Source organism: Natranaerovirga pectinivora (assembly GCF_004342165.1).
Lineage (GTDB): Bacteria > Bacillota > Clostridia > Lachnospirales > DSM-24629 > Natranaerovirga > Natranaerovirga pectinivora.
Genome location: NZ_SMAL01000001.1, coordinates 350289 through 363446, shown reverse-complemented (window position 1 = coordinate 363446; position 13158 = coordinate 350289). Strand labels below are relative to the sequence as shown.

The 13158-nt window shown below is 30.6% G+C and carries 12 protein-coding genes; all 12 read right to left on the bottom strand.

Annotated elements, in window-relative coordinates; all coding sequences use genetic code 11:
* Window positions 1–64: 64 nt before the first annotated feature.
* The gene (gene proB / locus EDC18_RS01780; protein ID WP_132249655.1) at window positions 65–862 is read right to left on the bottom strand and encodes a glutamate 5-kinase; all 798 of its coding nucleotides are present in this window, start codon (window positions 860–862) and stop codon (window positions 65–67) included.
* Between the two features lie 14 nt (window positions 863–876).
* The gene (locus tag EDC18_RS01775) at window positions 877–2475 is read right to left on the bottom strand and encodes an NAD(P)/FAD-dependent oxidoreductase (RefSeq protein ID WP_132249992.1); all 1599 of its coding nucleotides are present in this window, start codon (window positions 2473–2475) and stop codon (window positions 877–879) included.
* Window positions 2476–2495: 20 nt separating this feature from the next.
* On the bottom strand, window positions 2496–3728 hold the full coding sequence (locus tag EDC18_RS01770) for a BaiN/RdsA family NAD(P)/FAD-dependent oxidoreductase (RefSeq protein ID WP_132249653.1): 1233 nt from the start codon (window positions 3726–3728) through the stop codon (window positions 2496–2498).
* Window positions 3729–4182: 454 nt separating this feature from the next.
* Entirely contained in the window at window positions 4183–4560 is a 378-nt protein-coding gene (locus EDC18_RS01765; protein ID WP_132249651.1) for a hypothetical protein, read from the bottom strand.
* A 59-nt stretch (window positions 4561–4619) separates the two neighbouring features.
* The gene (locus EDC18_RS01760) at window positions 4620–6137 is read right to left on the bottom strand and encodes an S-layer homology domain-containing protein (protein WP_165878424.1); all 1518 of its coding nucleotides are present in this window, start codon (window positions 6135–6137) and stop codon (window positions 4620–4622) included.
* A 709-nt stretch (window positions 6138–6846) separates the two neighbouring features.
* Window positions 6847–7518: a hypothetical protein gene (locus EDC18_RS01755; RefSeq protein ID WP_132249647.1), complete on the bottom strand. Its 672-nt coding sequence runs from the start codon at window positions 7516–7518 to the stop codon at window positions 6847–6849.
* 193 nt (window positions 7519–7711) lie between these two features.
* The gene (locus EDC18_RS01750) at window positions 7712–9334 is read right to left on the bottom strand and encodes a putative polysaccharide biosynthesis protein (RefSeq protein ID WP_165878423.1); all 1623 of its coding nucleotides are present in this window, start codon (window positions 9332–9334) and stop codon (window positions 7712–7714) included.
* A 19-nt stretch (window positions 9335–9353) separates the two neighbouring features.
* Window positions 9354–9746: a cytidine deaminase gene (locus EDC18_RS01745; protein ID WP_132249643.1), complete on the bottom strand. Its 393-nt coding sequence runs from the start codon at window positions 9744–9746 to the stop codon at window positions 9354–9356.
* Between the two features lie 8 nt (window positions 9747–9754).
* Window positions 9755–10843 (bottom strand): DUF3048 domain-containing protein, encoded by a 1089-nt coding sequence (locus tag EDC18_RS01740; protein ID WP_132249641.1) that lies wholly within the window; start codon window positions 10841–10843, stop codon window positions 9755–9757.
* Between the two features lie 31 nt (window positions 10844–10874).
* Entirely contained in the window at window positions 10875–11252 is a 378-nt protein-coding gene (locus tag EDC18_RS01735; RefSeq protein ID WP_132249639.1) for a diacylglycerol kinase, read from the bottom strand.
* The gene (gene ybeY / locus EDC18_RS01730; protein ID WP_132249637.1) at window positions 11249–11746 is read right to left on the bottom strand and encodes an rRNA maturation RNase YbeY; all 498 of its coding nucleotides are present in this window, start codon (window positions 11744–11746) and stop codon (window positions 11249–11251) included. The genes EDC18_RS01735 and ybeY overlap by 4 nt, the downstream gene beginning before the upstream one ends.
* Before the next feature lie 9 nt (window positions 11747–11755).
* Entirely contained in the window at window positions 11756–13132 is a 1377-nt protein-coding gene (locus EDC18_RS01725) for an HD family phosphohydrolase (RefSeq protein WP_132249635.1), read from the bottom strand.
* Between the last annotated feature and the right edge of the window lie 26 nt (window positions 13133–13158).

The following is a 13158-nucleotide window of genomic DNA, read 5'->3' as shown; positions in this document are numbered from 1 at the left end:
TTTTCCTTTAAAAAAACCACTATAATTATTTACAGTGGTTTTCATTCCTATGTATCCTTGATTTCTAGTTTTTACAAAATAATGTTCCTATGTTTTCACCATCGATAATTCTAAGTATATTGTTAACATCATCCCCATTAGAAATAACCATATCAACACCTGATTCAGTTGCAATTTTAGCAGCCAGAATTTTAGTAATCATACCTCCTGTGCCAACTTTACTCCCTGCACCTTTTGCCATATTGAGTAGATTTTCATCAATCACTGCAACTTCCTCAACAAAAACAGCATCTTTGTTTTTTCTTGGATCATCTGTATATAACCCTTCTATATCTGAAAGAAGTATTAATAAATCTGCTTTAACCAAGGTGGCCACTATTGCAGATAATGTGTCATTATCACCGAATTCAATTTCTTCAGTAGAGATTGTATCATTCTCGTTAACAATAGGAATAACATTCATTTCAAATAATTCTTTAAATGTATTCTCTGCATTCCTTCTTCTTATATCTGAATCCATAATATCTTTGGTTAACAGTATCTGACTTGCTGTTTGGTTATATTCTCTAAATAACTTTTGATAAATCATCATAAGAATAGCTTGCCCAACAGATGCACAGGCTTGTTTTTTAGAAATTTCCACAGGTTTTTCTTTTAATCCTACAGCTTTATACCCAACTGCAATAGCACCAGAGGTTACAAGAATAACATCTTTATTCTTGTTCTTTAAATCAGACAAAATCCTTGTGAACTTATCTAATTTAGCAAGATTCAGATGCCCTGTCTCTGGATGGGTTAATGAAGATGAACCAATCTTTATTACAATTCTTTTTTTATCTTTCAAATGACTTCGTTTACTCAAGTGAATCCCCCCTATTATTCTGGTTTAAATCGTTTAAATATAGCTTCTGCCGTTTTTATACCATCCATAGCTGCAGAAGTTATACCTCCTGCATAGCCAGCACCTTCACCACAAGGATATAATCCTTTGATATTACTTTCAAAATTATCATCTCTATGGATTCTAACTGGTGATGACGTTCTTGTTTCTACTCCAGATAAAATTGCATCTTGTCTTGCAAATCCCTTGATTTTTTTATCAAAAGCTTGAATGCCCTCTTTTAATCCCTCAATAACATAATGAGGTAAACATTCCTGAATATTTGCCAATACCCCTTGTTCTTTTAAAGATGGCATAACATCTCCTAAATTATTTGATGCTTTATTTTTATAAAAATCATCTACCAATTGAATGGGTACTTTGTATGAACTTCCACCCACTTGAAAAGCCTTTTCTTCCCATTTTCTTTGAAAAGCTATAGCTGCTAAGGGATGTTCTGATTCAAAATCTTCAGGCTTAACAGTGACAATAATAGCACTATTGGCATTTACTTCATCTCTGGCATAATTACTCATGCCATTAGTAACAATTCGACCTTTTTCAGAAGAGGCATTAACAACAAAACCGCCTGGGCACATACAAAAAGAATAAATACTTCTTCCATTAGAACATTTATGGGTTAATTTATAATCCGCAACTGGCAAATGTGGGCTTTCATAATAATCTCCATATTGATTCTTACTAATAAGAATCTGTGGATGTTCAATTCTAACACCAATAGCAAAAGGTTTACTAGCCATTTGGATATTATGTTTGTATAGCATTTCAAATGTATCTCTAGCACTATGACCAATTGCAAGAATTAACATTTGGCACTCTATTTTTTCATTGTTATTGACTTCAATTCCAATAATTGTATTGTTTTCAATAATAATATCCGTTAATTTAGTTCCGAATTTAATGTCTGCTCCTAGATCAATTAACTTTTCTCTCATATTTTTTACAACCGTTCTTAAATAATCTGTACCAATATGAGGTTTGTTTATATAAAGAATTTCTGATGGGGCTCCAGCCTCTACAAATGTCTCTAAAACCTTATGATTTCTTCCTGTTTCCTCTTTTACCATGGTATTTAGCTTTCCATCAGAAAAAGTACCTGCACCACCTTCACCAAATTGAACATTTGACTCAGGATTTAATACACCTGTTTCCCAGAAACGATTCACATCTTTAAATCTTTCTTCTACTGGCTGTCCTCTTTCTATTATTATAGGCTTAAACCCTTTTTCTGCCAATAGTAGAGCAGCAAATAATCCTGCTGGACCTGTTCCAACAATTATAGGTCTATGCTTAATCTTTTCTGGTCCAGTAACATTAAAAGTGTATTTTTGATGAGTTGTTAACATAATATTATTATTGTTAATCTTCTTCATTACACTCTTTTCATCTTGTACTTTAATATCAATAGTATATACAATTATGATATTATTTTTCTTTCTAGCATCAATGGATTTTTTAATAATTCTGTATTCTTTTAAAGCATCTTCTGTTATTCTTAGCTCTTTTAGTATCTTATTTTTAATATTATTATCATTATGATTTAACTCAAATCTTAATTGTTGTATTCTTATCATCACTTTTACATCCTTTGTTTTTAATTGGTTTTCTTAACTATGGTTTTACCAGCTATATACCCACTACTCCAAGCCCATTGCAAATTATATCCCCCACAATCGCCGTCAATATCAAGAATTTCTCCTGCAAAATATAAGTTTGGATGAATTTTAGATTCTAATGTATTAGGATCTACTTCATCCGTTGCCACACCGCCTACAGTAACCTGTGATTGATTCCAATCATTTGTTCCTGTTATATTAAAGGTTAGATTTTTTATTGATTCAATTAATTTATGTCTTTGAGATTTACTTATCTGACTAACGGGCTGATTATCTTTTATATCTGATAAATGTGTAATTATAGGAATTAGCTTTTTATTTAATAACCCAATTAAGTTATCTTCTATGGATTTATAAGGCATATTGGTAAATCGCTCTACTAATATTTTATCTAAAGCCTCCGTTTCTAATTCTGGGATTAAATCCAATAAAACTTTAATCTTTTTACCATTATTAATGGCTTCACCTATATATCTACTAATCTGTAATATTGGTATACCTGATAAACCATAATCTGTAAACAAAACTTCCCCAACTTCTTCTCTTTTTAAAGTATCATCAATATACAAATGAAGTTTTGCTATTACCCTTACCCCTTTAATCCTTTTCAAATAATTTTCACTGGCTTTAATCTGAACCAATGCAGGGTAAGGGCTAACGATTCTATGTCCTAGTTTCTTGGCTAAATCAAAACCACTCCCATTTGACCCAAGGTTGGGAGTTGAGTTCCCTCCTGCACATAAAATAACTTTATTGGTATAATATTTATTACCATTCGTATGTATAATAAATTGATTTTTCTTTTTTTCGATCTCTTTAACTTCTTCCTCATAAACAACATTAATTTTTAATTGTTCAATCTCTTGCCTAAGTACATCTAAAACAGAAGAAGCTTGATTAGAATAAGGATAAACATACCCATTCTCTACCCTTGGGTAGATTCCAAGCCCATTAAAAAACTCTATGGTCTTCTCTACATCGAAAGCACTTAGTACTGGCATAGAAAACTTAGGGTTTTCTCCATTAAAATGATCTACAGACAATACTGTGTTAGTCAAATTACAACGTCCATTTCCAGTAGCCAATATTTTTTTACCTAATCTATCCATTCTTTCAATAATCGTAACTTTGGCACCACCTCTAGCACTAACAATACCTGCCACAAGGCCAGAAGCACCTCCACCAATAATTGCAACTGTGTTCTTACCCATAATTACCCTACTTTGCTTTATATTTATATATTATTCTACTTTAAAATCCACTTAAGTTCAACATATTCTAACCAGAATAAATCTTAGTTTTTTGTTCATACTCATTTTACCACCTATTTATTACATTTATACAGAATAGCGATGGATTTTACCAACAATAAATTTAGTTTCTTAATAAATTAATTTGATTGTAAATACAAACTTCAAAAAAACTTTAAAGATAATTTGCCCATAGCCTTCTTCTCATTTTAAACCAATACCTTTATCTTCTAATTATTTAATATTTATAGCATCTGGAATTTCTTTATACCGTATCTTAACATCATACTACCTTTACTAATGGCTGTATAACTTACGTTGTTTGTTTTATATAATGAGTTGTAAGTTGTAGCTAAAAAAAATAACCCTTATGTGTGGGTTATCCTTTTTTATTGTATTTACTGCTATTATTGATTTATTTAGCTACTCTTTTATAATTCAACTCAACAGAGTTCCCTGCCAATAATCCAGTTGCTTGTAAATGTAATGTCAGCGTATCTCCATCTACTTTGTATTCGTTATACGTAACTGGTCCATCATTTTCTGTTAATTTTAATTTACCATCAACTATTTCATATTTTGATCCAATTCCCATAAAACTCATATTACCATCACTATAAAATTGCACTTTAGATCCTTTAGGATAAGTAAAAAATCCAAAAGCTAACACATCTTCTATTAATTCCCACTCACCAATTAATTCTGATTCTTTCTGTGCACTTCCACAAGCTAATAATAAGCTCATTAATGTCATAATAAGTATCGATAATACTATTCTTTTTTTATTATTCATCTTTCATTTTTCCTTTTCTAAATTATCATTAATTCACTTTGTATAATTACAATCCTTAATTAATTAAACTCTTCAAATGTCCTAACAACCAAAGCAATAGCTTGCTCCCTTGTTGCATTTCCTTTTGGATTAACTAGATTATTTCCTACTCCCCCAACTATCCCTTTATTGCTCATAAAGCCTATAGCCTCTTCAGCCCAACTTGCGATTTCACTTTTATCTTCAAAATTAACCGGATAAATACCATCTATTAAGCTTTCATCTACTGCTTTCAAAGTTCTAAAAAACATAACAGCTATTTCTTGCCTAGAAACATTATTATTAGGTTTAAACTTAGTATCACTTACTCCATTTACAATTCCTAATGCATGTGCTTTAAGTATTTCAGGGTTAATTGTATCAGTAAATCCATTGATTGAAGACAATTCTGCTTTTTTTCCTGATAATTTTTCATATAGCTTAACTACTAATTCGCAAAACTCTTCTCTGGTTATACTTTGTTGATAATTGTTTGTAATTCTGACAGTGGTTAAATTATTCTTTTTTGCTTTCTCAATTTCCATTACTGCCCAAGGTGAAGGATTGTTAATTAATTCTGAATGCTCTTCATTTAAGTTTATCTTTACTTCATAAGGATTCTCTTTTGTTCCCAAGCCAAATGTAGAAATAACAGAGTTAGGGTTTAGATATAATGCTGGAGCCACTCCAATTTCATAATGGAAAGCTTGAACCTCACTAACACTACCAAACACACACACACTTCGAACATCAGTAGCATAAGCCGTTAATGGAGTTCGTAACCAATAGTAATCTTCAAATCCTGGCTCTCTAAACCTATCACCCTCATCTTTTTCAAGGGCTTTACTAGTTGGAGATTTAAACCTTCGATATCCTCTTGCATCGACGTAATCTGCTAATTCTTTAATAGAAAGCAAAAAAACTTGATCTACTACCCATTCAAAATATGCACTATCATAATTAGTTACTGCTTCTTGAGGCAATTCATGCTCGTATTCGTGATATTCACTTCCTCCATTAGCTAAGTACTGATCTATTTCAGATAAAAGAGTTTTATTTGTAACATACTTAATAGCTCCTCTTTCTTCATAAGTAAAATGACTTAGAAATCCAGGTTCATGAGAATAGGCATTACGTATCACTGCTGATTCCGTAGGTGGATGCGTTGTATAGTTTACATTAAAGTCCTCACTATTTAACCATTCTCTAAGATTTGAAGTAGACCAGCGATTGCTACCATAAGCTTCTCGCCGTTCTTTTTCAGTACTGCTTATTCTATTATTCCATAAATCCTTTCCACTTTTTGTAACGCCAAATTCACCACTCAATGCTGAGTCAAAGGGTTTATAAGTAATAATGTTTTCAGACCACAACAGCGGTGCTCCCTCATCATCAATATGAATAATTCTCCATAAGATAGGTTCTCCATTATAGCGTCCAAATTCAATATAATCCCCTATTTCAAAAGTTGATTTAGCCTGTTGAGCTGGAACTTGTAATACAAAAGTAGTGATTACTAAAACAATTAATAACATACTAATTTTTCTTTTTTTATTCATTTTTATCCCCCACATTAATAATCTTTTTTTTAGTACATCTCTAGAAAAATATATTTTTACTGTTTTTTATGATATAATTTTTTCAATCTAATAAATAGAAAAATATTTACAAAAAATATTTACAAAAAAATGGAATAAGTTAAAATCTAAAAACTCTATTTCTTTGATGATACTAGGGAACTTTTATTACAGCTATAACCAAAGTTTACAATGTCTTGATACAGTACAGATGTCATTATGCAAATAAATTGTTATTACAGGTTGTTATTCTTATCAATAATCTGATCTCAATTCACTTATATCACTCCTATTTATTTTTATCAACTACCATAGAATCTTTTTGTACTTAAAATCATAAAATTTTACAAAAAAATATGCTAATATGTAAATTATATTAGCATATGCATAAGCTGTCAAATATTAATCAGAAATTTTATTTAATAGAAACATATAAATGACTTTTTTCATTCTCCCTTTTGAACAGGTCTATCTTTGTATCTCTCTGCTTTTAGAACTCTTGATTTTACAGGATGTATCAGGATGTTTTTCGTATCTTTGTTATTAGTTTATATGATATTAATTTATTTTCGGACTCTAAAATATTCTTATACCTTAAACAGGAATTTTTTTCCTGCTAAAAAATAAAGAAAAACAAAATATTATAATAAGACAAGGCAAATACCTTGTCATATTATATATTAACATTACTTTAACTAGAATAACTCTCAATAAGATGCAATAACTCCTCTTCACTATAAACCTTCCTACCAGGCTTCTTAAGAGACTCTCTCTCTTCCTCTCCTAAAGCATTTACCTCTGCATTAATATCTTCTCGTATACTTCCATCTGGATTTTCAATAACAATTATATTCCTTTCAGGATCAATATAAACTTGATAATAATTCTTATAACCTGAATCATATACTTTACGCAGTACTACTTTAGATGATGAAAATGAAACCAATTCAAAATTATCCAAGTCTTTTTCTTGATCACTTGCTGTTGGATTGCCTAAATAATCTTTTGTATATTTCTCTAATTGATCTCTCGTTAAATCTAGGAAGTAGTAAGGGGGAATCATCTCATCTTGAACAATTGTATTGTCTTCTAAGTAAAGATATTCAATGACTAATTTGGTAGATGGGGTTATCCTCTCTTGCCTAACAGTATCAACAGCAACAGTACCACTATTTAATTCAACAATAGGCTCATTCAATTCTGCTTCTGCAATATCTAGCATTTCTGTATCTATAATATCTTCAATAGCAGGTTCGTTTTCATCAATTATTTCTTTATCTGGTACAAATATCTGGTAAGCAATAAAAAAACCAAATGCAAATACAAATAAAAAAGATAATGGATAGATAATTTTTCTCTTCACTTCAAACACTCCTTTTCATAGTTAGACTATGCTAGCAGTTTTTGCTTATATTGGAATATATCCTATTATCTACCAAAATCTATTATATTATACTTACTCAATAAATTTAGCTTAATATTGCTGTACATTAAATCTACTTTTTTCTTTATAGGAAGGGCATTTTCTATAAAGTAGTAAAAGACTACTATAATAATTATAGTAGTCTAAATTTATAGCATAATTTTACAAGTTTACCTCCTTGAGGTAATCCTAATAATTCGTTTTCATTAATTGCTTTTGTTTTGATGATAAGAATGCCATATGTAGCAATACCGAAAGCAATAGCTACCAAAGTACTAATGGCATTGCTTTTTACTATATAATGAGTAATGTTATATACTAAAAAAACAATAACCCCCATAATTGTCGCGGAAACAGATGGCAGTATAAAAGCTTTTTTAATATTAATGTTTAATTTTGTAATTTTTTTAACTGCTTTTAGATTAAGATAAGCAGAAATGATTGAAAAGATAATGTTAGATACAATCATTGCAAACAAACTTAAACGTAAAACAAAAAAGAATATAAAGTTTATAATCATTTTAATGGTCATTGAAATAACAGAATGCTTTATAGGTAACTTAATTCTATCTAACCCTTGAAGGATTCCAATTGCGATGGTTGATAAACAGAAGAAAATAATTGAAACGGAACCTAGTTGTAACAATCTAACAACCTCTATCGTTGACTCATCCCTAAAAACTAAGTTTAATATGGGACCCGCTAATGTTAAAATACCAAAAGCAGAAGGAATGGCGATAAGCATTAAAAACCTAATAGCCACATCTATTTTTCTATTAATGTCCTTAAAACTATTATTCAATGATGATGCTATACTTGGTACCGTTGCAGCCGCTAAAGCCGACCCTATTGAAATAGGAAAAGTAATGATTAATTTATATTTACCATTTAATATGCCACTTAACAGTCTAATATCAGAATCCGTATATCCTCTAAATCCTAAACTTTGATTAAACATTACATTGTCTAGAAAATTAGTAAGATTAATGACTGTTGTCCCTATAACAATGGGAACTATGGTTAAAGCAATCATTTTAGATAGATTTATGGTAGATATTTCAATAGTTTTTGTATCTCTTGCTAACCTTCTATTAATCTTAGGACGTATCAGTAAATATATACTTATCATAAATATTAAACCTGTTAGTGCACCCACTCCAGTCCCGATGGTACCACCAGCTGAACCAAATTCAATACCCATACTTAATAAGGACGCCGCTGCTACAACGCTAACAATTGCATTTAGTATTTGCTCTATTATTTGAGATAATGCCGTTGGTACCATTGTATTCATACCTTGGAAATACCCTCTAAACACGCCTAATATTGACACAATTAAAATAGTAGGAGATAAAGCTTTTAGTGGAATTGCAGCAAGTGGTATATTTACAATCTCACGAGTAATAAATTCTGCTCCAAACCAAACTATTAAAGAAGCAATAGAACCTGATATAAATGCAAAAAGTAAGGATAATTTAAATACCCTATGGGCATTATTGTACTCTTTATTTGATAGTTTTGATGCAACTAATTTTGAAACAGCAATTGGAATGCCATATGAAGAAATAATTAATAAAAGAGAGTACACATCATATGCATTTGAATAAAGAGCAACGCCTTCATCTCCAAGCATGTTATATAGGGGGACCCTATAAAAGAAACCTATTAATCTAACAATAATAGAAGACATAACAAGTATGCTTCCTTGTTTTACAATACTGTTTCCAGTATCTACTCTTTTTGTCTGTTGTTCCATTCTCACACCTCTAGTTAGTCTACTTGTCATCTTCTAAAATAAATCTATATGGAAGAAATTCTTCTACTTTATAGATTTTTATATTATCGTCTTTATCTACTAAAATTACTTCGCCATTAGGCATAAACTCTCCCAGGACCTGTCTGCATATGCCACAAGGGTAGGTTAAGTCATTTGATGAACTTACAACAGCTATCTTAGCAAACTCCCTCTCCCCTTCAGAAATCGCTTTAAAAATAGCAGTTCTCTCTGCACAATTCGTTGCACCAAAAGATGCATTTTCAATATTACAACCTGTATAAACATTATTTTTAATAGTGAGGACTGCTGCCCCTACTTGAAACTTTGAGTAAGGCGCATACGCATTTCTCATCCCTTTTTTTGCGGCTTTAATTAATTCGATATTCTCCATAATAACCTCTATTCTAAAATAATTTCTCTATTATTAGGGAATATAGCTATCCAAGTTTTCCCTTTGTTAATCATAAGTTCGTTTTCATTTTTATCAAAATACTTCGTGGTAGATTTCATATCATCTCTTTTCCAAGATATTTCAATTGCTTTACCATTACTTATATAATAGCCATTTCCTTCAGAAACTAATCGTTGGTCCATTCGATGTTCTGTATCTCCTGGAATGACCCACATTTCTGTATACTGAACAATAATATTTTTAAAGTGCAATTGGTCCCCTGTTTCTTTGTCTATAAAAGGCTCTGTCCCACCTCTATGGTATCGTCTATATTCCATTTTATCAGCATCAAACTTAAAAATAGATCTATAAATGGTATTGTTTGAATAGGGTAAAGTTACTTTAATAGCATTTTTACCATCTTCATGTATTGTTTCTTCTTCAAAGAAATGAAGTTTAGATTCAAACTCATCACTGATATTTGTTCTATAGCCAACTCTATCCCAAGCAGCCATTAATCCATTAAAACTAGTATATGTATTGTGGGGTGCTACTCTTGAATGGTCTCTAAAACACATAATAGTATCTAAGTAGGATAATCCATTAAGATTAGGAGCACTTCTATCTCTAAACGCTACATTGGCTTGAGGGCTTTGACCATAATGTACATATAATGCATCGTGGTCATATGCATAGTCTAAAAAATAATGTCTAGCACTTCTTACAGGACCAATCTTTTCAGCATTAAAATCTTGAAAAATAGCCAAGAGTCTTGTAATCCCGCCTTCTACTAATGTTTCATAGAATATATCTGCTTGTGCAATACCACTTTGAGGTACTGCAGGTCCTAAATTGTTAATCATAATACTAATAGGGCGTCTATTTGCAGCTTCTTCATCAATCCATAATCCAGTTAAAGGGTTAATGGCCATCCCTTCAGGAATTTCTTCTATTTCTTCTTCTTCTTCTTCTTCTTCAACTTCAATTATTTCTTCTACTATAGGTTCTTTCTCAATAATTTCTGAATCTCTTCCACCACATCCAACGAAAACAAATATTGTTAATAACACCAAAACACATCTAAGTATATTTTTCATTATGTACTCCCCCTTAACATTAGTAAAAATATTATTTAAAAGACTTTAGTATAATTAAAAACTTTGGAATATAAAGAAAGCCCGCAATGATAAGAGAGGAAATTGCTGATATAAAAACAGCCCCTGCAGAAATATCTTTAATGATTTTTGCAAGAGGATGTATCTTATTATCCACTACTAAATCAACTAGTTTTTCTATTGAAGTATTAATCATCTCTAAAGCAATAACTATTGTACTTATTAATAATACAATGGCTATTTCTGTCACATTAAAACCAAGAAAAAAAGCAAAGAAAATTGATATTGCAAAGATTTTAAGATGCATCTTAAAATTTTTTTCATTGTTTAAACAATATACAAATCCATTTATTGCATTCTTAAAAGAATCTAATAGAGTACGATTTTTCATCTAGAATAACCTACTTTATCCAATATTTCATTTTGCTTTGACTTCATTATCTCTTCTTCTTCTGGTTCAATATGATCGTACCCAAATAAATGTAACATACTATGGGCTACAAGAAAAGCCAATTCTCTTTCTTCTGAATGACCATACTCTTGTGCTTGTTCCTTTAATTTTTCTATAGAAATAATCATATCACCAAGTAATAATTCCTTTGTTTCCATATTAAAATGGACTGGAATATGTTCATCTAATGTTTTTATATCGCCAATTTCACTATCATCTATTATTGGAAAAGACAAAACATCTGTTGGGGCATCTTTACCTCTATATTGTTTATTCAAACATTGTATTTCTTCATTATTTGTTAAGATGACATTTACCTCTATGTCATGTTTAAAATTTTCACTTTGTAATGATTGAATAACTACTTTATTGATTATTTCTTCGTAATCAAAGTTTAATGTGTCTTCTGTTTCTTTTTCAATATATATTGTCATAAGTCACCTCTACGCTTCTTTTGGATAATCTATACGTTCATGATACATGCCTTTATAAACTTTCAAAAATGCATCTGAAATAGAATTTAATTCTTTAATTTTAAGATCTGAATTTTCTAATTGACCTTCTTCTAGTTTCATTTTTATTATTTTTTTAATAGTTATCTCAATATTTTGTAATGATTTTTCTTTTTGTGGTATGCACCTCACAGCAGCTTCAACAGAATCTGCTAACATTACAATTGCAGCTTCATTAGATTGGGGTGTTGGCCCTTTATAAGTATATTCTTTTTCTTCAACAATCTCTGTAGCATTATTTTCTTTTGCCTTGTGATAAAAATATTTTACTAAGGTTGTCCCTTGATGCTGTTCTATTATACTGATAATACTTTTAGGCAGCTTATAATCATTGGCCAATTTAATGCCATAGGCAACATGATCAATAATAACTCTTGCACTCTCATCAGGTTCTAAGGTATCATGTGGATTTTCTCCACTTTGATTTTCTTTAAACATATGAGGATTCTTTAACTTGCCAATATCATGATATAATGCACCAGCTCTTGCTAACAAATAATCTCCACCAATATCCGTTGATGCTGTTTCTGCAAGGTTCGCAACCAACTGACAATGATGAAAAGTTCCAGGTGCTTCAATTAATAATCTTTTAATTAATTTTTGATCTGAGTTACTTAGTTCTAATAATTTCAAAGGCGTTACTACTTCAAATAACGCCTCCCAAAGTGGTAAACTTCCAACAGTCAAAATTATTGAAAAAGCTGCGTTCAAAAGAGCGTACAATATATCTATCCCTATAGGTGTTTCACCAACAATTAGTTTAATGAAAACAACAAGGAAACCATTTGTAGCCATTAATGTTATTGCAATCCATACAATATTTCGTCTTAATTTGGTATGATGAATCAATAAACTTGCCATAGTCCCTGATACTAAGTAAAAAATTAAAATATGCCAATTAAACTCAAGACTTAATAAACTTGCCAATATAGCTAATATACCATTGACTATTATTGCTAACTGAGTATCTAATAGTAACGCAATTAGCATCCCAGCAATTGCAATGGGTAATAAGTAAAAAGATAATTTACTTGTAAGTATAAAAGCAACCAGAATAACGTGGTAAATAAAAAACAATAAAAACAGGGTGTTTTTATGATCAACTATCTCTTTTTTTTGAGTAAAAATATAAAAACAAAGGCCCATTAAAAGAAGTATAATGGTACCTGTTATACCAATTAATGTATCTGGATAATACCCTTCAGTAAACACATATGTTAAAACAGCCCCCACTGTTGAACATATAGTAATAAAAGCTAAAGCACATTGTAATAAACCTAGATTTTTTATCCTTTGTCTTTTAATCATCTATACCCTCTCCTTAGCAAGATTAA

Coding starts and splice junctions, on each gene's coding strand:
- EDC18_RS01725 (WP_132249635.1), bottom strand. CDS start 13,132: ATGATTAAAAGACAAAGGATAAAAAATCTAGGTTTATTACAATGTGCT.
- EDC18_RS01765 (WP_132249651.1), bottom strand. CDS start 4,560: ATGAATAATAAAAAAAGAATAGTATTATCGATACTTATTATGACATTA.
- EDC18_RS01750 (WP_165878423.1), bottom strand. CDS start 9,334: ATGGAACAACAGACAAAAAGAGTAGATACTGGAAACAGTATTGTAAAA.
- EDC18_RS01775 (WP_132249992.1), bottom strand. CDS start 2,475: ATGATAAGAATACAACAATTAAGATTTGAGTTAAATCATAATGATAAT.
- EDC18_RS01770 (WP_132249653.1), bottom strand. CDS start 3,728: ATGGGTAAGAACACAGTTGCAATTATTGGTGGAGGTGCTTCTGGCCTT.
- EDC18_RS01735 (WP_132249639.1), bottom strand. CDS start 11,252: ATGAAAAATCGTACTCTATTAGATTCTTTTAAGAATGCAATAAATGGA.
- ybeY (WP_132249637.1), bottom strand. CDS start 11,746: ATGACAATATATATTGAAAAAGAAACAGAAGACACATTAAACTTTGAT.
- EDC18_RS01740 (WP_132249641.1), bottom strand. CDS start 10,843: ATGAAAAATATACTTAGATGTGTTTTGGTGTTATTAACAATATTTGTT.
- EDC18_RS01745 (WP_132249643.1), bottom strand. CDS start 9,746: ATGGAGAATATCGAATTAATTAAAGCCGCAAAAAAAGGGATGAGAAAT.
- EDC18_RS01760 (WP_165878424.1), bottom strand. CDS start 6,137: ATGAATAAAAAAAGAAAAATTAGTATGTTATTAATTGTTTTAGTAATC.